Origin of the sequence: Pseudomonas sp. SR18, assembly GCF_023701505.1 — a bacterium.
GTDB lineage: Bacteria > Pseudomonadota > Gammaproteobacteria > Pseudomonadales > Pseudomonadaceae > Aquipseudomonas > Aquipseudomonas cyclaminis.
Map to the genome: position 1 here is coordinate 169,281 of NZ_JAMQAU010000002.1, position 25,348 is coordinate 194,628.

General features: G+C 61.0%; 28 protein-coding genes and 1 pseudogene. 15 read left to right on the forward strand and 14 right to left on the reverse strand.

From position 1 onward, the window contains the following. Window positions 1-83 precede the first annotated feature (83 nt). From NDJ82_RS04635 to dadA, 4 genes are all read right to left on the reverse strand, one after another. Window positions 84-632, reverse strand: a complete 549-nt coding sequence (locus NDJ82_RS04635; protein ID WP_005792468.1) for a cupin domain-containing protein — start codon at window positions 630-632, stop codon at window positions 84-86. Between the two features lie 116 nt (window positions 633-748). Next, window positions 749-1,822: an alanine racemase gene (gene alr / locus NDJ82_RS04640; protein WP_099586003.1), complete on the reverse strand. Its 1,074-nt coding sequence runs from the start codon at window positions 1,820-1,822 to the stop codon at window positions 749-751. A gap of 79 nt (window positions 1,823-1,901) precedes the next feature. Beyond that, a complete protein-coding gene (locus NDJ82_RS04645) occupies window positions 1,902-2,255 on the reverse strand; it encodes a RidA family protein (protein ID WP_099586004.1) in 354 nt (117 codons plus the stop codon). Beyond that, on the reverse strand, window positions 2,227-3,528 hold the full coding sequence (gene dadA / locus NDJ82_RS04650) for a D-amino acid dehydrogenase (protein WP_250925007.1): 1,302 nt from the start codon (window positions 3,526-3,528) through the stop codon (window positions 2,227-2,229). Before dadA ends, NDJ82_RS04645 begins: the two co-directional genes overlap by 29 nt. Before the next feature lie 155 nt (window positions 3,529-3,683). On the opposite strand from dadA, the gene NDJ82_RS04655 reads away from it, so the two are divergent. After that, entirely contained in the window at window positions 3,684-4,172 is a 489-nt protein-coding gene (locus tag NDJ82_RS04655; protein ID WP_003176896.1) for an Lrp/AsnC ligand binding domain-containing protein, read from the forward strand. Between the two features lie 26 nt (window positions 4,173-4,198). Here NDJ82_RS04655 and NDJ82_RS04660 read toward each other — a convergent pair whose 3' ends face one another. Continuing rightward, entirely contained in the window at window positions 4,199-4,552 is a 354-nt protein-coding gene (locus tag NDJ82_RS04660) for a YkgJ family cysteine cluster protein (RefSeq protein WP_099586006.1), read from the reverse strand. A 115-nt stretch (window positions 4,553-4,667) separates the two neighbouring features. Between NDJ82_RS04660 and NDJ82_RS04665 the strand changes: the two genes are divergently transcribed. Then, window positions 4,668-5,960 (forward strand): NAD(P)/FAD-dependent oxidoreductase, encoded by a 1,293-nt coding sequence (locus NDJ82_RS04665; protein ID WP_250925008.1) that lies wholly within the window; start codon window positions 4,668-4,670, stop codon window positions 5,958-5,960. Here NDJ82_RS04665 and NDJ82_RS04670 read toward each other — a convergent pair whose 3' ends face one another. After that, on the reverse strand, window positions 5,961-6,185 hold the full coding sequence (locus NDJ82_RS04670) for a DUF1127 domain-containing protein (protein WP_099586008.1): 225 nt from the start codon (window positions 6,183-6,185) through the stop codon (window positions 5,961-5,963). A 166-nt stretch (window positions 6,186-6,351) separates the two neighbouring features. Between NDJ82_RS04670 and NDJ82_RS04675 the strand changes: the two genes are divergently transcribed. Both NDJ82_RS04675 and NDJ82_RS04680 read left to right on the forward strand, forming a co-directional pair. Then, a complete protein-coding gene (locus NDJ82_RS04675; protein WP_099586009.1) occupies window positions 6,352-7,776 on the forward strand; it encodes an aminotransferase-like domain-containing protein in 1,425 nt (474 codons plus the stop codon). 62 nt (window positions 7,777-7,838) lie between these two features. After that, a complete protein-coding gene (locus tag NDJ82_RS04680) occupies window positions 7,839-9,404 on the forward strand; it encodes a phospholipase D family protein (RefSeq protein ID WP_099586010.1) in 1,566 nt (521 codons plus the stop codon). Window positions 9,405-9,464: 60 nt separating this feature from the next. Here the strand turns inward: NDJ82_RS04680 and NDJ82_RS04685 are convergent, their stop codons facing one another. Continuing rightward, window positions 9,465-10,607 carry an MFS transporter gene (locus NDJ82_RS04685; protein ID WP_099586011.1) on the reverse strand — a complete coding sequence of 381 codons (1,143 nt, stop codon included), beginning with the start codon at window positions 10,605-10,607 and terminating at the stop codon, window positions 9,465-9,467. A 150-nt stretch (window positions 10,608-10,757) separates the two neighbouring features. Beyond that, complete coding sequence (locus NDJ82_RS04690) at window positions 10,758-12,251, reverse strand: aldehyde dehydrogenase (RefSeq protein WP_250925009.1); 1,494 nt, start codon at window positions 12,249-12,251, stop codon at window positions 10,758-10,760. A 230-nt stretch (window positions 12,252-12,481) separates the two neighbouring features. Between NDJ82_RS04690 and NDJ82_RS04695 the strand changes: the two genes are divergently transcribed. Continuing rightward, the gene (locus NDJ82_RS04695) at window positions 12,482-12,844 is read left to right on the forward strand and encodes a cupin domain-containing protein (protein ID WP_122307908.1); all 363 of its coding nucleotides are present in this window, start codon (window positions 12,482-12,484) and stop codon (window positions 12,842-12,844) included. A gap of 72 nt (window positions 12,845-12,916) precedes the next feature. Here NDJ82_RS04695 and rpmG read toward each other — a convergent pair whose 3' ends face one another. Next, window positions 12,917-13,072 (reverse strand): 50S ribosomal protein L33, encoded by a 156-nt coding sequence (rpmG, locus tag NDJ82_RS04700; RefSeq protein ID WP_003176906.1) that lies wholly within the window; start codon window positions 13,070-13,072, stop codon window positions 12,917-12,919. Between the two features lie 11 nt (window positions 13,073-13,083). Continuing rightward, window positions 13,084-13,317, reverse strand: coding sequence for a 50S ribosomal protein L28 (gene rpmB / locus NDJ82_RS04705; RefSeq protein WP_003176907.1), 234 nt, complete (start codon window positions 13,315-13,317; stop codon window positions 13,084-13,086). A 458-nt stretch (window positions 13,318-13,775) separates the two neighbouring features. On the opposite strand from rpmB, the gene NDJ82_RS04710 reads away from it, so the two are divergent. After that, window positions 13,776-15,368 (forward strand): ABC transporter substrate-binding protein, encoded by a 1,593-nt coding sequence (locus NDJ82_RS04710; protein WP_191958812.1) that lies wholly within the window; start codon window positions 13,776-13,778, stop codon window positions 15,366-15,368. Between the two features lie 30 nt (window positions 15,369-15,398). Here the strand turns inward: NDJ82_RS04710 and radC are convergent, their stop codons facing one another. Continuing rightward, a complete protein-coding gene (radC, locus tag NDJ82_RS04715; RefSeq protein ID WP_099586015.1) occupies window positions 15,399-16,073 on the reverse strand; it encodes a RadC family protein in 675 nt (224 codons plus the stop codon). A 143-nt stretch (window positions 16,074-16,216) separates the two neighbouring features. Here radC and coaBC point away from each other — a divergent pair, with 143 nt between their 5' ends. The 5 genes and pseudogenes from coaBC (at window position 16,217) to argB (ending at window position 20,473) form a co-directional block, all read left to right on the forward strand. Continuing rightward, complete coding sequence (gene coaBC / locus NDJ82_RS04720) at window positions 16,217-17,425, forward strand: bifunctional phosphopantothenoylcysteine decarboxylase/phosphopantothenate--cysteine ligase CoaBC (RefSeq protein WP_099586016.1); 1,209 nt, start codon at window positions 16,217-16,219, stop codon at window positions 17,423-17,425. Between the two features lie 5 nt (window positions 17,426-17,430). Beyond that, the gene (gene dut / locus NDJ82_RS04725) at window positions 17,431-17,886 is read left to right on the forward strand and encodes a dUTP diphosphatase (protein ID WP_032884403.1); all 456 of its coding nucleotides are present in this window, start codon (window positions 17,431-17,433) and stop codon (window positions 17,884-17,886) included. A 67-nt stretch (window positions 17,887-17,953) separates the two neighbouring features. Continuing rightward, complete coding sequence (locus tag NDJ82_RS04730; RefSeq protein ID WP_112192760.1) at window positions 17,954-18,154, forward strand: hypothetical protein; 201 nt, start codon at window positions 17,954-17,956, stop codon at window positions 18,152-18,154. Beyond that, window positions 18,127-19,548 (forward strand): annotated as a pseudogene (locus NDJ82_RS04735) (phosphomannomutase/phosphoglucomutase); the annotation flags it as partial. The gene NDJ82_RS04730 and the pseudogene NDJ82_RS04735, both read left to right, overlap by 28 nt. Before the next feature lie 19 nt (window positions 19,549-19,567). Next, on the forward strand, window positions 19,568-20,473 hold the full coding sequence (gene argB, locus NDJ82_RS04740) for an acetylglutamate kinase (protein WP_015886532.1): 906 nt from the start codon (window positions 19,568-19,570) through the stop codon (window positions 20,471-20,473). 57 nt (window positions 20,474-20,530) lie between these two features. Here argB and pyrE read toward each other — a convergent pair whose 3' ends face one another. Then, window positions 20,531-21,175, reverse strand: coding sequence for an orotate phosphoribosyltransferase (pyrE, locus tag NDJ82_RS04745; protein ID WP_099586019.1), 645 nt, complete (start codon window positions 21,173-21,175; stop codon window positions 20,531-20,533). 82 nt (window positions 21,176-21,257) lie between these two features. Here pyrE and crc point away from each other — a divergent pair, with 82 nt between their 5' ends. After that, a complete protein-coding gene (gene crc, locus NDJ82_RS04750; protein WP_003195493.1) occupies window positions 21,258-22,037 on the forward strand; it encodes a catabolite repression control protein Crc in 780 nt (259 codons plus the stop codon). A 58-nt stretch (window positions 22,038-22,095) separates the two neighbouring features. Here crc and NDJ82_RS04755 read toward each other — a convergent pair whose 3' ends face one another. Both NDJ82_RS04755 and rph read right to left on the reverse strand, forming a co-directional pair. Then, entirely contained in the window at window positions 22,096-22,464 is a 369-nt protein-coding gene (locus NDJ82_RS04755) for a DUF4870 domain-containing protein (RefSeq protein WP_250925010.1), read from the reverse strand. Between the two features lie 22 nt (window positions 22,465-22,486). After that, on the reverse strand, window positions 22,487-23,209 hold the full coding sequence (gene rph / locus NDJ82_RS04760; protein ID WP_016975928.1) for a ribonuclease PH: 723 nt from the start codon (window positions 23,207-23,209) through the stop codon (window positions 22,487-22,489). Window positions 23,210-23,407: 198 nt separating this feature from the next. Here rph and NDJ82_RS04765 point away from each other — a divergent pair, with 198 nt between their 5' ends. The 3 genes from NDJ82_RS04765 to rpoZ all read left to right on the forward strand — a co-directional run bounded on the left by NDJ82_RS04765 (window position 23,408) and on the right by rpoZ (window position 25,333). Next, a complete protein-coding gene (locus NDJ82_RS04765) occupies window positions 23,408-24,271 on the forward strand; it encodes a YicC/YloC family endoribonuclease (protein WP_191946698.1) in 864 nt (287 codons plus the stop codon). Window positions 24,272-24,281: 10 nt separating this feature from the next. After that, entirely contained in the window at window positions 24,282-24,902 is a 621-nt protein-coding gene (gene gmk, locus NDJ82_RS04770) for a guanylate kinase (protein ID WP_092355860.1), read from the forward strand. 167 nt (window positions 24,903-25,069) lie between these two features. Then, window positions 25,070-25,333, forward strand: coding sequence for a DNA-directed RNA polymerase subunit omega (gene rpoZ, locus NDJ82_RS04775; protein WP_017735757.1), 264 nt, complete (start codon window positions 25,070-25,072; stop codon window positions 25,331-25,333). Window positions 25,334-25,348: the final 15 nt, after the last annotated feature.

Here is a 25,348-nt window from a genome sequence, read left to right on the forward strand (position 1 = left end):
ACAACCCTATTAAATAAAGGGAGATTCAACCTTGCGGAATACAGCCAGGGTGTCTCTGCAACGCTGGCAGGACGCCTCTATTCTTAAAAGTTCGCGGGTGTGGCTGCGCTGATTAGTCGCGCCGGTACGTCGAACGGATTGCGAAAACGATGAGGCTTGGTACTTTCAAAGTAGTAGCTATCGCCGGCTTCGAGCACAAAAGTTTCAAGACCGACCACCAACTCCAGGCGACCTTCCAACAGAATCCCGGTTTCTTCGCCTTCGTGGGTGAGCATTTCTTCACCGGTGTCGGCGCCAGGCGGGTAGATCTCGTTGAGAAACGCGATGGCCCGACTCGGGTGCGCCCGACCTACCAGTTTCATGGTGACGGCGCCGTCGGAGATGTCGATCAGCTCATTGGCTTTATAGACGATCTGGGTCGGTATTTCCTGGAGGATCTCTTCGGAAAAGAACTCGACCATCGACATGGGAATGCCGCCCAGCACCTTGCGCAAGGAGCTGATCGAGGGGCTGACACTGTTTTTTTCGATCATCGAAATGGTGCTGTTGGTGACACCCGCACGCTTGGCGAGCTCGCGCTGGGAAAGACCCTTCAGTTTACGGATGGATTGCAGTCGTTCGCCGACGTCCAATGCAGGAGCCTCCTAGGATTCAGGCCTTGTTGTAATTGAGCGTTATCATGGCGACAGCGTTCAGTATTTACAACACTTGGGCCTAAATCCCAGGGCGCGGTGTTCGTGCCTGACGCTCAAGCCTCGCAATAGAGCCTTGGCACTCGACGCAGGTTGCAGAAGATCTGGTAGGGAATGGTCTCGGCGGCAACTGCGACGTCACTGGCAAGGATGTGCTTGCCCCACAACTCCACCGTGGAACCCAGACCGGCCTGGGGCACGTCCGTCAGGTCGACACACAGCATGTCCATGGACACACGCCCCAGCAATTGGCTGCGCTGCCCGGCCACCAGCACCGGCGTGCCGGTGGGCGCGTGGCGCGGGTAGCCGTCGGCATACCCCATGGCAACCACGCCGATGCGCATCGGTTTGGGCGTGATGAACCGGGCGCCGTAGCCCACAGGCTCGCCGGCCGGCAGTTCGCGTACGCAGATCACTTTCGATTCCAGGGTCATCACCGGCTGCAGACGTGCGGCAATGGCGTGGTCTTCGCCAAATGGCGTCGCGCCGTAAAGCATGATGCCGGGGCGCACCCAGTCGCTGGACATGCTCGGCCAGCCCAGCACCGACGGCGAGTTGCGCAGGCTGACCTCAGCCGCCAAGCCTTGGCGCGCCGCCTCAAACACCGCGACTTGCTCATTGCTGCTGACGCAATCGAGTTCATCGGCGCGAGCGAAGTGGCTCATCAAGACAATTTTCGCGACTTTGCCGCTGGCCAGCAGGCGCTGGTAGGCCTCGTGATAATCCTTGGGGTGCAGGCCGACGCGGTGCATGCCCGAGTCCAGCTTGAGCCAGATCGTCAGGGGTTTGCCCAGCCTAGCCTGTTCGATCGCCTCCAGCTGCCACAGCGAATGCACCACGCACCACAGATCATGCTCGATGATCAGCGGCAGTTCGTCGGCTTCAAAAAAACCTTCCAGCAGCAGCACCGGCGCACGAATCCCGGCAGCGCGCAGCTCCAGGGCTTCCTCGATACACGCGACGGCAAACCCATCAGCCTCGGCTTCCAGCGCCTGGGCCACCCGCACGGCACCATGGCCGTAGGCGTCGGCCTTGACCACGGCAAGGGCCTTGGCCCCCGTGACTTCACGGGCCAATTGGTAGTTGTGGCGCAGGGCTTGGAGGTCGATCAGGGCACGGGCTGGACGCATGGCGGCAGGCTTCTAGGCGGCAAAGTGAAGAAAAACCGGCACCGACCAACTGCTTCGGCACCGGGAGAGGGATCTTGGTTTAAGGCAGCGCGGCCACGACGGACAGCTCTACCAGGATTTCTGGCTCACAAAGTTTGGCTTCAACCGTGGCGCGGGCCGGAGCGACGCCCTTTGGCAGCCACGTGTCCCACACCGCGTTCATGCCGGCGAAATCGGCGTCGATGTCTTTCAGGTAGATCGTCACGGACAAAAGCCTGGTCTTGTCGGTGCCGGCCAGGTCCAGCAAGCGCTCGATATTGGCCAGGGTTTCACGGGTCTGCTGTTCAATTGCGGCGTTCATGTCGTCACCGACTTGCCCGGCCAGGTACACGGTACCGCTGTGGACGACGATCTGGCTCATGCGCTCATTGGTGAGCTGGCGCTGGATTGACATGTTGTGCGGACTCCTGGTGGTTGCCGTAACGGGAAATATCGAGGCCCGCGGCACTGATTTGCGGGGTTTTCCTGGCCATCAGATCAGCCAGCAAGCGGCCGGAGCCGCAGGCCATCGTCCAACCGAGGGTGCCATGGCCAGTGTTCAGGAACAGATTCTTGAAGGGAGTGGCACCGACAATCGGTGTGCCGTCGGGGGTGGTCGGGCGCAGGCCGGTCCAGAACTCGGCAGCAGCCAGATCGCCGCCCTGAGGATAAAGGTCGTTGACGATCATCTCCAGGGTTTCGCGCCGACGCGGGTTAAGCGACAGGTCAAAACCGGCTATTTCAGCCATGCCACCGACACGGATGCGGTTGTCGAAACGGGTGATCGCGACCTTGTAGGTCTCGTCAAGGATGGTCGAAGTCGGCGCCATCGCCGGGTTGGTGATCGGCACGGTCAGCGAGTAACCCTTGAGCGGGTACACCGGCGCCTTGATCCCCAGCGGCTTGAGCAGCTTCGGCGAGTAGCTGCCGAGGGCGAGCACGTGGCGGTCGGCGGTTTCCAGCTTGCCGTCGATCCACACGCCGTTGATACGATCACCGGCATGGTCGAGGCGCTGGATATCCTGTTCGAAGCGGAACTCCACGCCCAACTGCTTGCACATGTCGACCAGGCGAGTGGTGAACATCTGGCAATCGCCGGTCTGGTCGTTAGGTAGACGCAGGGCACCGGCGAGGATATCAGTGACGCTGGCCAGGGCCGGCTCGACACGGGCAATGCCGGCGCGGTCGAGCAGTTCGAAGGGCACGCCGGATTCTTTCAATACGGCGATGTCTTTGGCGGCGCCATCCAACTGGGCCTGGGTGCGGAACAGCTGGGTAGTCCCCAGGCTGCGGCCTTCGTAGGCAATGCCGGTCTCGGCGCGCAATTCGTCGAGGCAGTCGCGGCTGTACTCGGACAGGCGCACCATGCGCTCCTTGTTCACTGCATACCGGCTGGCGGTGCAGTTGCGCAGCATCTGCGCCATCCACAGGTATTGATCGATATCGGCCGTGGCCTTGATTGCCAGCGGCGCGTGGCGTTGCAGCAGCCACTTGATTGCCTTGAGCGGCACGCCCGGTGCGGCCCATGGCGAGGCATAGCCCGGCGACACCTGGCCAGCGTTGGCGAAGCTGGTTTCCATGGCAGCGGCTGGCTGGCGGTCGACCACGACCACCTCGAAACCGGCCCGAGCCAAATAGTACGCACTGGTCACACCAATGACGCCGCTACCCAAGACCAGAACGCGCATTTTTATATCCTCATCGCGGCTTGGCCGCCGACGTGTGTTGTTCGAGCAATGATGAGCGCAGTATAAAAAGCAATCACCAGTGCATTTCACTATATAAATGCCTATATTTGGCGACAATTCTCGGCAGAAACCCTTTTCACAGAGGCGTATCCCCTATGCGTACCAACACCCAGACCAAGCGGGAGCTGGACAAGATCGACCGCAATATCCTGCGCATCCTGCAAACCGACGGGCGTATCTCGTTCACAGAGCTGGGTGAAAAGGTCGGGCTGTCGACCACGCCGTGCACCGAACGGGTCCGCCGGCTGGAGCGCGAAGGGATCATCATGGGCTACAACGCGCGGCTCAATCCCCAGCATTTGAAGGGCAGTCTGCTGGTATTTGTCGAGATCAGCCTCGATTACAAATCCGGCGACACCTTTGAGGAATTTCGCCGGGCCGTGCTGAAACTGCCCCATGTGCTGGAGTGTCATTTGGTGTCCGGCGACTTTGACTACCTGGTAAAAGCGCGGATTTCCGAGATGGCGTCGTACCGCAAGTTGCTGGGCGACATTCTGCTCAAGCTGCCCCACGTGCGCGAATCCAAGAGCTACATCGTGATGGAAGAGGTGAAAGAGAGCCTGAACCTGCCGATCCCCGACTGACTGACACAGTTGATCGAGTAAAGCCGCTACACCAGCACCTGCCGGGTACTCGCCATGTACTCGTGGATCTGCTTCTCCACCCTCGGGTGAATCAGCTCCACCGGCCCCCGCCCATTGGGACATGGCAAGGTTTTGGTCGTGCCAAACAAGCGGCAGATCAACGGCCGCTCGTCATACACCGTGCAACCGTTGGGCCCCAGGTGCACACAGTTCAGCTCGTCCATTGCCGCGTCCTGTTCGGCAGCAGTCTTACGCGGCAGTCGCGACATTTCCTCGGGCGATGTAGTCACTGGCCCACAGCAGTCGTGGCAACCGGGGACGCACTCGAACGAAGGAATCTGGCGGCGCAATGCGCTGACTTTCTGACTGTTGCAACTCATCGAAGCAGGTACCAAACGGCGAATAGGCGTGGATTCTGACGCAAAACGCACCGCACAGACAGCTTCGTCCGACCGCTGTATCCTGCGTCAAATTTTCCAAACAGGGATGCTCCCCATGACCGCCAGCGCCCGGCACACCGCTTCCTACTACGCCGCCAGCAGCCTGCCGCAGCCCGATTACCCGGTGTTGACCGGCGAAGTGACTGCCGACGTGTGCGTGATCGGCGGGGGGTTTTCCGGGCTTAACACCGCACTGGAACTGGCCGAGCGTGGTTTGCGCGTGGTGTTGCTGGAGGCGCGCAAGATCGCCTGGGGCGCCAGCGGGCGTAATGGCGGGCAACTGATTCGCGGCGTCGGCCACGGCCTGGACCAGTTCACCAATGTGATCGGCAGCGATGGCGTGCGCGAGATTAAGCTGATGGGCCTGGAAGCCGTCGAGATAGTGCGTGAGCGCGTCGAGCGCTACCAGATCCCCTGCGACCTGACCTGGGGCTACTGCGACCTCGCCAACAAGCCTCGCGACCTGCACGGGCTCGCCGAAGACGCCGAAGAACTGCGCAGCCTCGGCTATCGCCATGAAGTGCGCCTGCTGCAAGCTACCGAAATGAGCAGCGTCATCGGTTCCGACCGCTATGTGGGCGGCATGATCGACATGGGGTCAGGCCACCTGCACCCGCTGAACCTGGCGCTCGGCGAAGCGGCCGCCGCGCAGCAGTTGGGCGCGCAGTTGTTTGAGCAGTCCGAAGTGACACGCATCGACTACGGCCCCGAGGTCAAGGTGCACACCACCCACGGCCACGTGCGTGCCAGGACCCTGGTACTGGCCTGCAACGCCTACCTCAACGGCCTCAACCCGCACCTGAGCGGCAAAGTGCTGCCCGCCGGCAGCTACATCATCGCCACCGAACCCTTGAGCGAAGCGCAGGCCGCCAACCTGTTGCCGCAGAACATGGCGGTGTGCGATCAACGGGTGACGGTGGACTATTTCCGCTTGTCCGCCGACCGTCGCCTGTTGTTCGGCGGCGCCTGCCACTACTCCGGCCGTGATCCTCAGGACATCGGCGCCTACATGCGGCCGAAAATGCTGAAGGTGTTCCCGCAGTTGGCCGACGCAAAAATCGACTACCAGTGGGGCGGCATGATCGGCATCGGCGCCAACCGCTTGCCGCAGATCGGTCGGTTGGCGGATCAACCCAACGTGTATTACGCCCAGGCTTATGCGGGCCATGGCCTCAACGCCACACACCTGGCGGGCAAGCTGCTGGCCGAAGCCATCAGCGGCCAGCAGCAGGGGCGTTTCGATCTGTTCGCAAAGGTGCCGCACATCACCTTCCCCGGCGGCCAGCACCTGCGCTCGCCGCTGCTGGCGCTGGGGATGCTCTGGCACCGCCTCAAAGAGCTGGTGTGATCAACCGCGCCAGAAAGGCTTCAAGCCTTCCTGGCGCGCCTGCTCGGCAGTCAGTCCGATATCCTGCAATTGCTCGCAGGTCAGGGTCAGCAAAGCCTTGCGCGTGTGGCGACGGTGCCAGAACAGGCTCCAGCGGTTACCCGTGAGCGCAGACAGTGCCCGCTCCTGCCCTGCTTCCAGTTCCTGACTGTGTAGCGCCAGCCGCACATCGCTCATGCCGTTCATGTTGTTGCCCCTCAGTGGCGTGTTGCCTTGAGTGACAAGCATGGGCGAACGGCAAAAACCATTACAGATTCAACCTGCCTTTATTAAATCCATACAGACACTGCCTATGGGCCAGTGAATCCTGTATTTTCTCTCTATCTGTACTGGTCCACTGGGAGCGACCGTCATGACCCTTTATGTCAATCTCGCCGAATTGCTGGGCACCCGCATCGAACAGGGCTTCTATCGCCCCGGTGATCGATTGCCGTCCGTGCGGGCCTTGAGCGTCGAACATGGGGTCAGCCTCAGCACCGTGCAACAGGCTTATCGCCTGCTGGAAGACAACGGCCTGGCGATGCCCAAACCCAAGTCCGGCTACTTCGTTCCCGTTGGCCGCGAGCTGCCGGCCCTGCCGGAAATAGGCCGCCCCGCCCAACGCCCGGTAGAAATCTCCCAGTGGGACCAAGTACTGGAACTGATTCGCGCTGTGCCGCGAAAAGACGTCATACAGATGGGCCGGGGCATGCCGGATGTATTGTCACCCACCCTCAAACCCCTGCTGCGAAGCCTTGCCCGCGTCAGCCGGCGCCAGGATCTGCCGGGGCTGTATTACGACAACATCCTCGGCTGTATGGAACTGCGTGAGCAAATCGCCCGGCTGTCGTTGGATTCCGGCTGCCAGTTGACCGCCGAAGACATCGTGATCACCACCGGCTGCCATGAGGCGCTGTCCGCCAGCATCCACGCCATCTGTGACCCCGGCGATATCGTCGCGGTGGACTCGCCGAGCTTCCACGGCGCCATGCAGACCCTCAAGGGACTGGGCATGAAAGCCCTGGAAATCCCCACTGACCCCATCACTGGCATCAGCCTCGAAGCCTTGGAGTTGGCCCTGGAGCAGTGGCCGATCAAAGTCATTCAGTTGACCCCCAACTGCAACAACCCGTTGGGCTACATCATGCCGGAGGCACGCAAACGCGCTTTGTTGACCCTGGCACAGCGTTTTGACGTGGCGATCATCGAAGACGATGTGTATGGCGAATTGGCCTACAGCTACCCACGCCCGCGCACCATCAAATCCTTCGACGAAGATGGCCGCGTGCTGCTCTGCAGTTCCTTCTCGAAAACCCTGGCGCCGGGCCTGCGCATTGGCTGGGTGGCACCGGGGCGCTACTTGGAACGGGTGCTGCACATGAAATACATCAGCACCGGCTCCACCGCGACCCAACCGCAGATCGCAATTGCCGAATTTCTCAAGGGTGGGCATTTCGAGCCGCATTTGCGGCGCATGCGCACCCAATACCAGCGCAATCGCGACTTGATGCTCGATTGGGTCAGCCGCTATTTCCCGGCGGGCACGCGCGCCAGCCGCCCCCAGGGCAGCTTCATGCTGTGGATAGAACTGCCGGAGGGCTTCGATACTCTGAAACTCAACCGGGTGCTCATAGAACAAGGTGTCCAGGTCGCCGTGGGAAGCATCTTTTCTGCATCGGGCAAGTATCGGAACTGCCTGCGTATGAACTACGGTGCCAAGCCAACCCCGCAGATTGAAGAAGCGGTGCGCAAGGTCGGTGTCGCAGCGATAAAGATGTTGGCCGAGTCGGCGGACTGACCTTTCGCGAGAAATCGCCGTCATATGCCGACAACCGCCCTGAACTGGAAGCGCCTCCCTTGATGATTCGACGGCTTTTACCGTTTTGCCTGTTGGGAGCCCTGACCCTGGGTGGCTGCGCCACAGTGAGCACACCGCGTATCCCCAGCGACGCACTGCCGGCAGCACAGTCGTCGTTCGGCCGCTCGATCCAGGCCCAGGCCGCGCCTTACCAGGGCCGCTCCGGTTTCCGCCTGTTGCCCAACAGCAGCGAAGCCTTCATGGCCCGCGCCGAGCTGATCCGGAACGCTCAGACCAGCCTCGATCTGCAGTACTACATCGTCCACGACGGCATCAGCACGCGCATGCTGGTGGATGAACTGCTCAAGGCCGCCGACCGTGGCGTGCGTGTGCGCATCCTGCTGGACGACACCACCAGCGACGGCCTCGACCAGATCATCGCCACCCTCGCCGCCCACCCCAAGATCGAGATCCGCCTGTTCAATCCCCTGCACTTGGGGCGCAGCACCGGTGTGACGCGGGCCATGGGCCGCCTGTTCGACCTGTCGCTGCAACACAGGCGCATGCACAACAAGCTGTGGCTGGCGGACAACAGTGTGGCCATCGTCGGCGGGCGAAACCTGGGGGATGAATATTTCGACGCCGAGCCAAACCTGAATTTCACCGATATCGACATGCTCAGCGTAGGGCCGGTGGCCGAGCAGCTCGGGCACAGTTTCGATCAGTACTGGAACAGCGCCCTGAGCAAACCGATTGACGATTTTGTCTCAAACAGCCCCTCTAAAGGCGACCTGGCTGCCGCGCGCGTACGCCTGGAGGCGTCGTTGGCCGAGTCACGCCAGCAGAATCACGCGCTGTACAACCGCCTGCGCACCTACCAGACCCAACCGCGCATGGACATCTGGCGCCGCGAGCTGATCTGGGCCTGGAACCAGGCGTTGTGGGACGCACCGAGCAAAGTGCTGGCCAAGGCCGACCCGGACCCACGCCTGCTGCTGACCACCCAACTCGCGCCGGAGCTGGAAGGCGTCAACCATGAGCTGATAATGATCTCGGCGTACTTCGTACCGGGGCAGCCTGGGCTGGTGTACCTGACGGGGCGCGCCGACGCGGGTGTATCGGTGAGCCTGTTGACCAACTCCCTTGAAGCCACCGATGTGCCGGCCGTGCACGGCGGCTATGCGCCTTATCGCAAGGCGCTGCTGGAGCACGGGGTCAAACTCTATGAACTGCGCCGCCAACCCGGCGACGGCGGTGGCAGCAGCCCGCACCTGTTTCGCCGGGGCTCCTTCCGAGGTTCGGATTCCAGCCTGCACAGCAAGGCCATGATCTTTGATCGGACGAAGTCGTTTATCGGCTCGTTCAATTTCGACCCCCGCTCTGTGTTGTGGAATACCGAAGTCGGCGTCTTGGTGGACAGCCCCGAACTGGCGGAACACGTGCGCAACCTGGCGTTGCAAGGCATGGCACCCGCCTTGAGTTACGAGGCGAAACTGCAGGACGGCAACGTGGTGTGGGTCACCGAAGATGACGGGCAACTGCACACGCTGACCCGCGAGCCTGGCAGTTGGTGGCGGCGGTTCAATGCGTGGTTCGCCACCCGCGTCGGCCTGGAACGCATGCTCTGACACAACGCAAATCCTCTGCGGGAGGCCGCAAGCCCCTCCCACAGAGGATCGCATTTCAAATCAGGCTGGCTGTGCGGCACCGAATGCGCCCTGGCGCAGCAATAGCACGACCAACCCCAACGCCCCCGCCGCCATCAACAGCGGCAGGGCATGCCCGTTGATCCACTGGCTGCCCGCCCCGGCCACCAGTGGCCCGATCAGGCAACCGATGCCCCACAGCTGGGCGATGTGGGCATTGGCGCGCACCAGCGCATCGTCGCGATAACGCTCGCCGATCAGGATCAGCGACAGGGTAAACAACCCACCGGCACTGGCGCCGAACAACACCCATATCGGCCAGATCAACAGCGTGTGCAACGTCAACGGAATCGCCAGGCTGGACACCAGCAACAACACAGCACAACTCAGGAACAACGTGCGCCGTGGCAGGTAGTCGGCCAGCGCACCGATGGGCAATTGCAGCAGCGCATCGCCGACCACCACCGTGCTGACCATCGCCAAGGCAATCTCGGCGGTAAAGCCTTGTTGCAGGCAATACACCGGCAGCAGCGTCAAGATCATCGCTTCGAACGCGGCGAACAGCGCCACCGCCCAGGCAATCGCCGGCAGGCTGCGGCAAAAGCGCCACAGCTCGACGAAAGTCACGCTGAACGAATCGGCAGTGGGTGCGCCGGAGCGTCCCAGCAATGCCAGCGGGGCAATCACCAACAAAGCCACGCCGACCCAGATGCCATAGTCATGGTCGGTGCCGATCACGCCCAGCAGCAGTGGCCCGGACAGCTGGCTCAAGGCATAACTGCAGCCATACAGCGCCACCAATCGGCCACGCCACTGCTCCACCACTAACTGGTTGATCCAGCTTTCACCGAGGATAAACACGATGGTCAGGATCACCCCGATCACCAGGCGCAGCACCAGCCATATCGGGTAGCTGGGCAGGATCGCCAGTAAACCGATGGACACCGCACCGCACCACATACACAAACGCATCAGATTGGCAGTGCCGAGCCATGCGGCCAGCCGGCTGGAGACCTTGGCGCCAAGCAATACGCCGAACGCCGGCATGGCCGCCATCACGCCAATGGCGAAGCTGCCGTAGCCCCAACCTTCCAGACGCAGGGACACCAGCGGCATGCTGACACCCAGCGCCAAGCCGACGCTAAGTACCGAGGCCAGGACGGCGAAATAGGTCGCCCAACGCATTGCCACGCTCCTGTGGATAATTCTTGAGAACACACAAAACAGTGTGGGAGGGGGCTTGCCCCCGATGGCGGCGGATCATTGAGCACGTTAAGTGCCTGACACACTGCTATCGGAGGCAAACCTCCTCCCACCTTCGACCTGCGGTGTTGCTTAGAGCTTGATCCAGGTCGACTTCAGTTCGGTGTATTTGTCGAACGCATGCAGCGACTTGTCGCGACCGTTACCCGATTGCTTGAAGCCACCAAACGGCGCAGTCATGTCGCCGCCGTCGTATTGATTGACCCACACGCTGCCGGCGCGCAGGGCCTTGGCGGTCAGGTGCGCTTTGGAGATGTCAGCGGTCCACACGGCGGCAGCCAGGCCATACACCGTGTCGTTGGCAATCTTGATCGCCTCTTCGGCGCTGTCGAAGGTGATCACCGAAAGTACCGGGCCGAAGATCTCTTCCTGGGCGATCTTCATGGCGTTGGTCACGCCGTCGAAAATCGTTGGCTCGACGTAGGTACCGCCGGTTTCTTCCAGGATGCGCTTGCCGCCGGCCACCAGTTTGGCGCCATCGGCGTGACCTGCTTCGATGTACGACAGCACGGTGTTCATCTGCTGGGTGTCCACCAACGCGCCGACGGTGGTCGCCGGGTCCAGCGGGTTGCCGGGCTTCCAGGCCTTGAGCGCCTCGATGACCAGCGGCAGGAATGTATCCTTGATGGAGCGCTCCACCAGCAGGCGCGAGCCGGCGGTGCAGACTTCACCCTGGTTGAAGGCAATGGCGCTGGCTGCAGATTTTGCGGCGGCTTGCAGGTCCGGGGCGTCGGCGAACACGATGTTCGGGCTTTTGCCGCCGGCTTCCAGCCATACGCGCTTCATGTTCGACTCGCCGGAGCGGATCAACAGCTGCTTGGCGATCTTGGTCGAGCCGGTGAATACCAGCGTGTCGACGTCCATGTGCAGCGCCAGCGCATTGCCGACGGTGTGGCCGTAGCCCGGCAGCACGTTGAACACGCCTTTCGGAATACCGGCTTCAACCGCCAGGGCCGCGATACGGATGGCGGTCAGCGGGGATTTTTCGGACGGCTTGAGGATCACCGAGTTACCGGTGGACAACGCCGGGCCGAGTTTCCAGCAGGCCATCATCAGCGGGAAGTTCCACGGCACGATGGCGCCAACCACACCCACCGGCTCGCGGGTTACCAAGCCCAGTTGATCGTGCGGCGTGGCAGCGACTTCGTCGTAAATCTTGTCGATGGCCTCGCCGCTCCAGCTCAGGGCATTCGCCGCGCCGGGTACGTCGATGTTCAGGGAGTCGCTGATCGGCTTACCCATGTCCAGGGTTTCCAGCAGCGCCAGCTCTTCGGCATTGGCCTTGAGCAGCGCCGCGAAACGGATCATGGTGGCTTTGCGTTTGGCCGGTGCCAGGCGCGACCAAGCGCCGGAACTGAAGGTGGCGCGGGCATTTTCGACGGCGCGCTGGGCGTCGGCGGCGTCACAGCTGGCAACAGTGGCCAGCAGACGGCCATCGACCGGGCTGATGCATTCGAAGGTGTCACCGGAAACAGCGGCGGTGTATTCGCCATTGATGTAGGCGCGGCCTTCGATCTTCAGATCCTTGGCGCGTTGTTCCCAGTCGGCAGGGGTCAGGGTGGTCATGCGAGTGTCCTCCTCTTGTTGAATACAAGGGCCAGGCGATGTCCCCCGGCAGCCTCAAAGAATGCTTGCCCGCCAGCCAACTGTTCGGCTCAAAGGCAGTTGCCACCCTAAACCAGCGGCTGGGGATGTTTCAATATATTTGACATAACGCCGGTAAACGCCCTTGCGATGTTCATTTTAATAAACATAGACTTTGGGCTCTCCAACCCCAGGCCAGACGGGACACGCACATGAGCATCCAGGACATCGTCGACTTCAGCCAAGCCACCACCGCCCCCGACCGCTATCGCCCTGCCGCCGAGAAAATCCTCAAGGGCGATCCCGAGCAGACGGTCTACAACCACTACAACAGCCCATGTGGCCAGATGAGTGCGGGGGTCTGGGAAGGTGAGGTCGGGCAGTGGAAGGTCAGCTACACCGAGCATGAGTACTGCGAGATCGTGCAGGGTGTGTCCGTGCTGCGCGACGCCGAGGGCAACGCCAAGACCTTGCGCGCCGGCGACCGCTTCGTGATTCCCGCCGGCTTCAGTGGCACCTGGGAAGTACTGGAACCCTGCCGCAAGATCTACGTGGTGTTTGAACAGAAGGCTTGATCAACCAAATTCCACGCAAAAAAAAGCCCGACTCGTGAGAGACGGGCTTTTTTTCACAAGGAAGAAAATCAATTACTTGATTTTGCCTTCTTTGTAGATCACGTGCTTGCGAACGCGCGGGTCGAACATTTTCTTTTCGAGCTTGTCCGGGGTAGTACGCTTGTTCTTGTCGGTAGTGTAGAAGTGACCAGTACCGGCGCTAGAGATCATTCGAATCAATTCACGCATGATAGAGCTCCTTAGATCTTGCCAGCGGCACGGATTTCGGCCAGCACGACAGTGATGCCACGCTTGTCGATGATACGCATGCCTTTAGCAGATACACGCAGGCGAACAAAACGTTTCTCTTCTTCAACCCAGAAGCGGTGATGCTGCAGGTTCGGCAGGAAACGACGACGGGTTTTGTTATTTGCGTGGGAAATGTTATTCCCAGTCACCGGACCCTTACCGGTAACTTGACAGACTCTCGACATGCCTCAGCCCTCTAAAACCACATGCCCAACCCGGCATGGGTTGGCCGCTTAATCTCTCAGTCATTTGGCGCCAGGCGCCGCGTTTCTTTAAGGGTCTTACCGGCTACACCTACAGTGAAGGAACCGGGCCCCTAGAAAAGAGCGCTGCTTTATACCAGAAAGACCCTGACGCAACAACAGCGAGTGTGTTTTTACCGGAGTAAATCTCGGCCGTTGACGCCAGAACCGTTGCCAGGAGGGGCCGCTACAACAGCCGACCGCTCGTCGCACAGAATGATTTTCAGCGCCCGCGTGCACCGTGAAGTGCGCGACAAAACTATCTGAGGCGCCATCAAAACAGCATTTGAGCCAAAAGCACAGGCAAAAATGGGCTAGTCATTTATCAATCAGAGCACTACGGTAGGACTTTTCCAGACTGCACTCGCAGATGGGCCTTCGATCTGCAAAGGAAACCGAATATGCGCCTCGCTGCCCTACCGCTGTTGCTTGCCCCTCTTTTTATCGCTCCGCTGGCCTCTGCCGCCACCAACCTGAGCGTGTGCACCGAGGCCAGCCCCGAAGGGTTTGATGTGGTGCAGTACAACTCGCTGACCACCACCAACGCCTCCGCGGACGTATTGATGAACCGCTTGGTGGACTTCGATGCCGCCAGCGGCAAGCTGGTGCCAAGCCTGGCCGACAGCTGGGACGTGTCGCCGGACGGCCTGACCTACACCTTCAAGCTGCACCCGAATGTGAAGTTCCACCGTACCGAGTACTTCACCCCCAGCCGCAGCCTGACCGCCGAAGACGTGCGCTTCAGCTTCGAGCGCATGCTCGACCCGGCCAACCCGTGGCACAAGATCGCCCAGAGCGGTTTCCCTCACGCCCAGTCGCTGCAACTACCGACACTGGTCAAGAAGATCGATGCGCTCGACCCACTGACCGTGCGCTTCACCCTGGACCATGCCGACTCCACCTTTCTCGCCGCCCTGAGCATGGGCTTCGCCTCGATTTACCCGGCCGAGTACGCCGACAAACTGCTCAAGGCCGGTACGCCCGAGAAGCTCAACAGCCAACCGATTGGCACCGGGCCGTTCATTTTCAGTCGTTTCCAGAAAGACGCCGTGGTTCGCTACAAAGCCAACCCGGACTACTTTGGCGGCAAACCGGCTGTGGATAACTTGATCTTCGCGATCACACCGGACGCCAACGTGCGCTTGCAGAAGCTGCACCGCGATGAATGCCAGATCGCCCTGTCGCCCAAGCCGCTGGATGTGGGCGAGGCCGAGAAAGACCCGGCCCTCAAAGTGGAAAAAACCGCCGCATTCATGACCGCATTCGTGGCGATCAACAGCCAGCACCCTCCCCTGGACAAGCCCGAAGTGCGTCAGGCGATCAACCTGGCCTTCGACAAGGCCAGCTACCTCAAAGCGGTATTTGAAGGCACCGCCGAAGCCGCCAACGGCCCTTATCCGCCCAATACATGGAGCTACGCCAAGGACTTGCCGGGTTATCCACAGGACCTCGACAAGGCCAGGGCCCTGCTCAATCGCGCCGGGCTCAAGGATGGCTTCAAGACCACCATTTGGACACGCCCCACCGGCAGCCTGCTGAACCCCAACCCGAACCTCGGCGCGCAACTGCTGCAAGCCGACCTGGCCAAAGTCGGCATCCAGGCCGAGATCCGCGTGATCGAATGGGGCGAGCTGATTCGCCGCGCCAAAGCCGGCGAGCATGACCTGTTGTTCATGGGCTGGGCCGGTGACAACGGAGACCCGGATAACTTCCTGACCCCGCAGTTTTCCTGCGCAGCGGTGAAATCCGGGACCAACTTCGCGCGTTACTGCGACCCGGCGCTGGACAAGCTGATCAGTGCCGGCAAGACCACCAGCGAGCAAGGGGTGCGCAGCAAGCTGTATCAACAGGCCCAGGCGCAGATCCAGCAGCAGGCGTTGTGGCTGCCGCTGGCGCATCCGACCGCGTTTGCCCTGGCCCGCAAGAATGTCGAGGGATACCAGGTGAGCCCATTCGGGCGCCAGGACTTCTCGAAGGTCAGCGTCAAGCCCTGAACCATGGCCCCCACGGCAAAGGGTGGGGGGCTACATCCATCCGTACTCCGCCATCGACAATGGATCACCATCCCCGACGATGATGTGATCCAGCACCCGCACGTCCACCATCTCCAGCGCTTTCTGCAGGACTTTGGTCAATTTTCGATCAGCAGCACTCGGCTCCACGTTTCCCGAAGGATGGTTGTGACACAAGATCAACGCCGCCGCGTTGTAGGCCAGTGCGCGTTTGACCACTTGCCGGGGATACACCACCGCGGCGTCGATGGTGCCCTCAGATAATGCCTCGAAGCCCAATACCCGATGTTTTGAATCGAGAAACAGGCAGCCAAAGATCTCGTGGGGCTCATGGCGCAACAGCGCCTTGAGGTAACCCCGCACGACCTCCGGGCTTTCCAGCACTGACTCACTGCGCAAGTGTTCGGCCATATGCCGCCGGGACATTTCCAGTACCGCCTGCAGTTGGGCAAACTTCGCCGGCCCCAAGCCCAGTTGCTGGTTGAACAGCGCCTGGTTGGCCTCCAGCAGCGGGCGTAAGCCACCAAATTGGGCGAGCAGATGGCGCGCCAAGTCCACCGCACTCCGACCGGCTACACCTGTGCGCAGAAAGATTGCCAACAACTCGGCATCTGACAAACTTGCCGCGCCCCATGCCAAAAGCTTCTCCCGCGGACGCTCTGCCGCCGGCCAGTCACGAATACTCATCCCACCTCCCTGTGCATGTGCGCCGCTGCTGCCTGACAGACGCTGTGTTATCGTAGGCCCTCTTTTTTGCGTGCGATTTCACCTGGGGAGGGGAGATCGCAGGCGTCACTGAACTGGCTTCACTGAACTGGAAAGGCAAACCAATGCAGCGTCTGTATCGGAAACGCATCGTTCTCGGCGTCGGCGGCGGCATTGCCGCCTACAAGAGCGCAGAGTTGGTTCGCAGGCTCCTGGACCAAGGCGCCGAAGTGCGCGTGGTCATGACTCGTGGCGGCAGTGAGTTCATCACCCCCCTGACCATGCAGGCCTTGTCCGGCCACCCGGTTCACCTGGACCTGCTGGACCCGGCGGCGGAAGCCGCCATGGGCCACATCGAACTGGCCAAATGGGCCGACCTGGTGCTGATCGCCCCAGCCACCGCGGACCTGATCGCCCGCCTCGCCCAAGGCATTGCCGACGACCTGCTGACCACGCTGGTACTGGCCACCGACGCCACCGTGGCCATCGCCCCGGCCATGAACCAGGCCATGTGGCGCGATCCGGCCACCCAGGCCAACACTCAACTCCTGCAAAGTCGTGGCCTCAAGGTGTTCGGCCCGGCGTCCGGCAGCCAGGCCTGCGGCGACGTGGGCATGGGCCGCATGCTCGAAGCCACCGATCTGGCCCAGTGCGCCGCCGAGTGCTTCCAGCATCTGGCCCTGACCGGCAAGCACGTGCTGATCACCGCTGGCCCGACCCAGGAAAACATCGACCCGGTGCGCTACATCACCAACCATAGCTCAGGAAAAATGGGCTTTGCGCTGGCAGAAGCGGCGGTCGAGGCAGGCGCACGTGTCACCTTGATCACCGGACCGGTGCATTTGCCGACCCCTGATCGCGTCACGCGAATCGACGTAGTCAGCGCCCGGGACATGCTCGCGGCCTGCGAAGCGGCCATTCCCTGCGACCTGTTTATCGCCTCGGCAGCGGTTGCGGACTACCGCCCGGAAGTCGTCGCCCCGCAAAAGCTCAAGAAAGACCCTACAAGCGGCGACGGCCTGCTCCTGCAAATGGTGCGCAACCCGGACATCCTGGCCACCATCGCCACCCGTCCAGACCGCCCGTTCAGCGTCGGCTTCGCGGCCGAGACCGAGCACTTGCTGGACTACGCCGCACGCAAATTGAAAGACAAAAACCTCGACCTGATCGTTGCCAATGATGTCGCCAACCCGAGCATCGGCTTCAACAGCGAGGAAAACGCCTGCAGCGTGATTGACCGCGACCTGCACGCCACCCTTTTCGCCCAGACCAGCAAGGGCAAGATTGCCCGCCAGTTGATCTCTTTTATCGCCCAACGGCTGAACCAGGTTTAATTTCCATGCACGCTTTGCAAGCCAAGATCCTCGACCCACGCATCGGCACCGAATTCCCACTGCCGGCCTACGCCACCCCTGGCTCCGCCGGCCTGGACCTGCGCGCCATGCTCAAGCAGGACACCCTGCTTGAGCCGGGCCAGACCGTCCTGATTCCGACCGGCCTGTCGATCTACGTGGGCGACCCTGGCCTGGCGGCGCTGATCCTGCCGCGCTCCGGCCTGGGTCACAAACACGGCATCGTGCTGGGCAATCTGGTCGGCCTGATCGACTCGGACTACCAGGGCGAGTTGATGGTGTCGTGCTGGAACCGTGGCCAGACTGCCTTCAACATCGTGGTCGGCGAGCGCATCGCCCAGCTGGTTCTTGTGCCGGTGGTGCAGGCACACTTCGAACTGGTGCAGGAGTTCGACGAAACCCAACGCGGCGCAGGCGGCTTCGGGCATTCCGGCAGTCTCTGACTAAGCTGAACCTGGCCGGGTGCTTCTGCCCGGCCAGACGCCACCGCATGGCTTTTCAGGATGAAGAATGCGCGGAATTTATCAGCGAGATTTCCATAGTGAAATCAATGCATTACGCAAAAAAGAGCCAGGCCGCCAAACGCCGATGGCATTTTTGCACCACGAACTCTCTGCCGAAAACACCGTCATACCCTTCAGTTTGAGCCTGCCGGTCAGCCACATTAAGGCCAGCCTTGCCCCCTTCAGATGGAGTTTCCCCCCGCGATGAGTACCGCAGCCCGAGTAGCCCCGACATTCCCCGACAGCATTTTTCGCGCCTATGACATCCGTGGCGTGGTGCCCAAGACCCTGACCGCCGAAACGGCCTACTGGATTGGCCGCGCCATTGGCGCCCAGAGCCTGGCCCAGGATGAGCCCAACGTTTCGGTCGGCCGCGACGGTCGCTTGTCCGGCCCGGAACTGGTGGAACAACTGATCCAGGGCCTGGCCGACGCCGGCTGCCACGTCAGCGACGTCGGCCTGGTACCAACGCCGGCGCTGTACTACGCCGCCAATGTCCTGGCCGGCAAGTCCGGGGTGATGCTCACCGGCAGCCATAACCCGTCGGACTACAACGGCTTCAAGATCGTCATTGCTGGCGACACCCTGGCCAACGAACAGATCCAAGCCCTGCATACCCGCCTGAAGACCAACGACCTGACCAGCGGCAAAGGCAGCATCACCAAGGTCGACATCCTGCAGCGCTACTCCGATGAAATCACCCGCGACGTCAAGCTCGCCCGCCGCCTCAAAGTGGTGGTGGACTGCGGCAACGGCGCGGCCGGCGTGATCGCGCCGCAACTGCTCGAAGCGCTGAACTGCGAAGTGATTCCGTTGTTTTGCGAGGTCGACGGCAACTTCCCGAACCATCACCCGGATCCGGGCAAACCTGAGAACCTGGTGGACCTGATCGCCAAGGTCAAGGAAATCGGCGCCGACGTCGGCCTGGCCTTCGACGGTGACGGCGACCGCGTCGGTGTGGTGACTGAAACCGGCGAGATCGTCTTCCCCGACCGCTTGCTGATGCTGTTCGCCCGTGACGTAGTGGCGCGCAACCCCAACGCCGAAATCATTTTCGACGTGAAGTGCACCCGTCGCCTGACGCCGCTGATCAAGGAATACGGCGGCCGTCCGCTAATGTGGAAGACCGGTCACTCGTTGATCAAAAAGAAGATGAAGGAAACCGGCGCCCTGTTGGCCGGCGAAATGAGCGGTCACGTGTTCTTCAAGGAGCGCTGGTTCGGCTTTGATGACGGCATTTACAGCGCCGCTCGTCTGCTGGAGATCCTCAGCAAGGAAGAATCCACCGCCGAAGAACTGTTCCAGACCTTCCCGAATGATATTTCTACGCCAGAGATCAATATCCATGTGACCGAGGAGAGCAAATTCAGCATCATTGACGCACTGCACGATGCGCAATGGGGCGAAGGCGCCAACCTGACCACCATTGATGGTGTGCGAGTCGATTACGCCAAAGGCTGGGGCCTGGTTCGCGCGTCCAACACCACACCGGTGCTGGTCCTGCGTTTCGAGGCGGATACCGAGGCTGAGTTGCAGCGCATCAAGGACGTGTTCCACGCCCAGTTGAATCGTGTTGCCCCTGATCTCCAATTACCGTTCTGATTTTTTTCCGGAGCCCTGAATGACCCTCGAACGCGAAGCCGCTGCCAACACCGCCAAGGTCCTGTCCGAAGCGTTGCCTTACATTCGACGCTACGTCGGCAAGACGCTGGTGATCAAGTACGGCGGCAATGCCATGGAAAGCGACGAGCTGAAAACCGGCTTTGCCCGCGACATCGTGTTGATGAAAGCCGTCGGGATCAACCCCGTGGTAGTACACGGTGGCGGCCCGCAAATCGGCGACCTGCTCAAGCGTTTGTCGATCGAGAGTCACTTCATCGATGGCATGCGCGTCACTGACGCGCAGACCATGGACGTGGTGGAGATGGTCCTCGGCGGCCAGGTGAACAAAGACATCGTCAACCTGATCAACCGCCACGGCGGCAGCGCCATCGGCCTGACCGGCAAGGACGCTGAGTTGATCCGCGCGAAAAAACTGACCGTCACCCGTCAAACGCCGGAAATGACCCAGCCGGAAATCATCGACATCGGCCAAGTGGGCGAAGTGATCGGCATCAACACCGACCTGCTGAACCTGCTGGTCAAAGGCGACTTCATCCCGGTGATCGCGCCCATCGGCGTGGGCGCCAATGGCGAGTCCTACAACATCAACGCCGACCTGGTAGCGGGCAAGGTTGCCGAAGCGCTGAAAGCTGAAAAGCTGATGCTGCTGACCAACATCGCCGGCCTGATGGACAAGGAAGGCAAGGTGCTGACTGGCTTGACCACCCAACAGGTGGACGAGTTGATCGCCGACGGCACCATCTACGGCGGCATGCTGCCGAAGATCCGTTGCGCGCTGGAAGCGGTGCAAGGCGGCGTCGGTAGCTCGCTGATTCTGGATGGCCGCGTGCCGAACGCGATCCTGCTGGAAATCTTCACCGACACCGGTGTGGGCACGCTGATCAGCAACCGCAAGCGTCCTTAAAAACGCAGAAAACAAATGTGGGAGGGGGCTTGCCCCCCTCCCACATTACTTGCTGTATCAGACGCCGAATTGCTCGCGGTACGCACGCACCGCCGGCAGATGCTGCTTGAGCTGCGGATCATCTTCCAGGAACTGCAACACCTGGTTCAACGACACGATACTCACGACCGGAATGCCGAAATCGCGCTCCACTTCCTGGATCGCCGACAATTCACCGTTGCCGCGCTCCTGGCGGTTCAGTGCGATCAACACGCCAGCGGCCTTGGCGCCGTCCTGGGAAGCGATGATCTGCATCACTTCACGGATTGCGGTGCCCGCGGTGATGACATCGTCGATGATGAGCACGTCGCCGGTCAGCGGCGCGCCCACCAGGCTGCCGCCTTCGCCGTGAGCCTTGGCTTCCTTGCGGTTGAAGCACCAAGGCAGATCCCGCCCGTGATGCTCAGCCAAAGCCACTGCCGTTGTGGCCGCCAGGGGGATACCCTTGTAGGCCGGGCCAAACAGCACGTCGAAGGAAATACCGCTTTCAACGATGGCTGCCGCGTAGAAACGACCCAGCTGAGCCAGGGCCGAACCCGAGTTGAACAGGCCAGCATTGAAGAAGTACGGGCTGGTGCGCCCGGACTTGAGAGTGAACTCACCGAAGCGCAAAACGCCGCGATCGATGGCAAAACGAATGAAATCGCGTTGATACGCCTGCATGAAAAAAGCCTCAGATACCACGGATTTAGCTAATTAGGTAGACGGCGTGTATCATACACGCACGCGATTTTTGGGGCCATTTATGCGGATCATCAGTGTGAACGTTAATGGTATTCAGGCTGCAGTCGAGCGTGGTTTGCTCAGTTGGCTGCAAGCTCAGAATGCCGACGTCATCTGCCTGCAGGACACCCGCGCCTCCGCCTTTGAACTGGACGACCCAGCCTTCCAACTGGATGGCTACTTCCTTTATGCCTGCGATGCCGAAGTGCCCACCCAAGGTGGCGTGGCTTTGTACTCGCGGTTGCAACCCAAGGCGGTCATCAGCGGCCTCGGCTTCGAGACAGCCGACCGCTACGGGCGCTACCTGCAAGCCGATTTCGACAAGGTCAGCATCGCGACCTTGCTGCTTCCTTCGGGGCAGAACGGCGATGAAGACTTGAACCAGAAGTTCAAGCTAATGGACGATTTCGCCCGTTATCTGGATAAGCAGCGGCGTAAACGTCGCGAGTACATTTACTGTGGCTCGCTGTACGTGGCGCAACAGAAGCTGGATATCAAGAACTGGCGCGACAGCCAGCAATCCCCAGGCTTCCTGGCGCCGGAACGGGCCTGGATGGACGAGATTGTCGGCAACATGGGCTATGTGGATGCCCTGCGCGAAGTCAGCCGTGAAGGCGACCAGTACAGCTGGTGGCCGGATAACGAACAGGCCGAGATGCTTAATCTGGGCTGGCGTTTCGACTACCAGTTGCTGACCCCAGGTCTGCGCCGGTTTGTTCGCAGCGCACGCTTGCCACGCCAGCCGCGCTTCTCGCAACATGCGCCGCTGATCGTGGACTACGACTGGACACTGACCATCTAAGGTCTTTCTTCAGGCACAAAAAAACCGACATCGCTGTCGGTTTTTTTGTGGGCGATCATTATTTGACCAGACGCCAGGTCCAGGGGTATCGGTAAGCCGTGCCGTTATTGGCTTTAACGCCACCAATGATGGTCAGCACCAGCGCTGCAACCACCAGCACCAACATCAGCAAAAAGCCGATCACCACAAAACCCAGCACCATGCAGACCAGCCAGGCGATGGCCACGGTAATCTGGAAATTCAGGGCTTCCTTGCCCTGATCATCGATAAGCGGGTCCATATCCTTCTTGATCTGCCACACGATCAGCGGCCCCAACAGGCTGCCAAAGGGGAATACCAACCCCAGAAACGCCGCGAAGTGACACAACATCGCCCACTGGCGAACTTCCTTGGTCGGTGCCGGGACCGGCAATTGACTGTCACTCATGGCGCTTCTCCTTGAAGGCGGCTTAGTCAGCCAGTGCGGCGTTCTGCAGTTCGAAGATTTCGGTCATGCCTTTCTGGGCCAGGGCCAGCATTGCATTCAGTTCGGCCGGCTGGAATGGCGCGCCTTCGGCGGTGCCCTGCACTTCGATGAAACCACCGGTGCTGGTCATCACGACGTTCAGGTCAGTCTCGGCAGCCGAGTCTTCCAGGTAGTCCAGGTCCAGCACAGGCTCGCCCTGGTACATGCCAACCGATACGGCAGCGATCATCTGCTTGAGCGGGTCGCCGCCTTTCAGGCCGCCACGTTTCTTGATCACTTTCAGTGCGTCGACCAGGGCCACCATCGCGCCGGTGATGGACGCGGTACGGGTGCCGCCATCGGCCTGGATCACGTCGCAGTCGACGTACAGGGTCACGTCGCCCAGCTTGGACATGTCCAGGGCTGCACGCAGGGAACGACCGATCAGACGCTGGATTTCCAGGGTGCGGCCGCCCTGCTTGCCACGGCTGGCTTCACGCTGGTTACGCTCGCCAGTGGCACGCGGCAGCATGCCGTACTCGGCGGTCAACCAACCCTGGCCCTGGCCCTTGAGGAAGCGCGGCACGCCATTTTCGACGCTGACGGTGCAAATCACCTTGGTATCGCCAAACTCGACCAGTACAGATCCCTCGGCGTGTTTGGTGTAGTTGCGGGTGATGCGGATCGAGCGGAGCTGATCGGCAGCGCGACCACTTGGACGTTTCATAGGGGATACCTGTACTGAGGACGAAAAACTGCCGGGCATTATAGAGCCGCGAACCGATTCGGGGCACTGCTAAAAAATCCGGTTACGAATGGACAGCCTATCGCCCATTGTTTGGGCGCGCTCGCCCCACTGCGCTACAATCCTGCGCCTTCTTAACCATCAGCCCGTGTTTTCGGGGCTGCATCGCGAGGTACCTCCATGGTGCACAGCATGACCGCCTTCGCCCGCGTCGAAAAAGCCGGCGCCCAAGGCACCTTGAGCTGGGAGCTGCGCTCGGTCAACAGCCGCTACCTGGAGCCGCACCTGCGCCTGCCGGAATCATTCCGCGACCTCGAAGGCGCCGTGCGTGAAGCCCTGCGCCAGGGCATCTCCCGCGGCAAGCTGGAATGCACCCTGCGCTTTACCGAAGAGACCACCGGCAAACCACTGCAAGTGGATCGCGAGCGCGCTGCGCAACTGGTCGCCGCTGCCGAGACCATCGCCGGGCTGATCAAGCAACCCGCCGCATTGAACCCTCTGGAAGTGCTGGCCTGGCCAGGCGTGCTGGTGGCCGATGCCACCGATCCGCAAGCCCTCAACGCCGAAGCCCTCGCCCTGTTCACCCAGGGCTTGAAGGAACTCAAGGCCGGCCGCGAACGCGAAGGCAGCGAACTGGCCCGCCTCATCAACGAGCGCCTGACCTCGATAGAAGCCGACGTGATCACCTTGCGCGAGCTGGTGCCGCAGATGCTCGCCACCCAGCGCCAGAAGGTCCTCGACCGCTTCACCGACATGAAGGCAGACCTCGACCCGACGCGCTTGGAGCAGGAAATGGTCCTGCTGGCCCAGAAGAGCGACGTCGCCGAAGAGCTGGATCGCCTGAGCACCCACATCCTCGAAGTGCGCCGCGTACTCAAATCCGGCGGCGCCGCCGGTCGGCGCCTGGACTTCCTGATGCAGGAACTCAACCGCGAAGCCAATACACTCGGCTCCAAAGCTTTCGACCCGCGCAGCACTACGGCTGCGGTCAACCTCAAAGTGTTGATCGAGCAGATGCGCGAACAAGTACAGAATATTGAGTAAGGCAACCTTCATGACCCACAGCACCGGCACCCTTTACATCATTTCCGCCCCTTCGGGCGCGGGCAAGAGCAGCCTGGTCAAGGCCCTGACCGACGCTGACGAACAGATCCGCATCTCGGTCTCCCACACCACCCGCGCCATGCGCCCGGGCGAGGTGAACGGCGTGCACTATCACTTCGTCGAGCGCACCGAGTTCGTCAAGATGATCGAACACGGCGACTTCCTGGAGCGCGCCGAGGTATTCGGCAACCTCTACGGCACCTCGCAAAGCCACCTGCAGCAGACCCTGGACGAAGGCCACGACCTGATCCTGGAAATCGACTGGCAGGGCGCCGAGCAAGTACGCAAGCTGATGCCCCAGGCGCGCTCGATCTTCATCCTGCCGCCTTCGCTTGAAGCCTTGCACCAGCGCCTGACCAACCGCGGGCAGGACAGCGACGAGATCATCGAAGGGCGCATGCGTGAAGCCGTCAGCGAAATGAGCCACTACGTCGACTACGATTACCTGATCATCAACGACGATTTTTCCCACGCACTGGATGATCTGAAGGCGATTTTCCGCACTAATCAGCTCCAGCAAAAGCGTCAACAGCAGCGTTTCGGTAAGTTACTGGCCGAATTACTCGGCTGATTAGCGCTTCCCAAAACCGCTGCAAGGGCTTTACATTGGCACTTGCAGCGGTTTTGCGAGGGCTTGCGAAAAATCAGCGCTTCCCTAAACGCTGGTGATTTTTTAAACTGTTTAGTCCGCTCGCCCAACCGGGCAGCGCGCATCTTGCATCCGCTCCGAGGAATATCATGGCCCGCGTAACCGTTGAAGACTGCCTAGACCACGTGGCAAACCGCTTTGAGCTGGTCATGCTCTCTACCAAGCGTGCCCGTCAACTGGCCACTGGCGGCAAAGAGCCTCTGGTCCAGTGGGAAAACGACAAGCCTACCGTTGTAGCCCTGCGTGAAATCGCTGAAGGCCTGATGAGCTACGAGTTCATCGCCAACGCTGAAATCGTTGAAGACGAACCGCTGTTTGCAGCGTTCGAGGACGAGTCCAACGAGGCCGTCTAAGCCTATGCCTGGTCG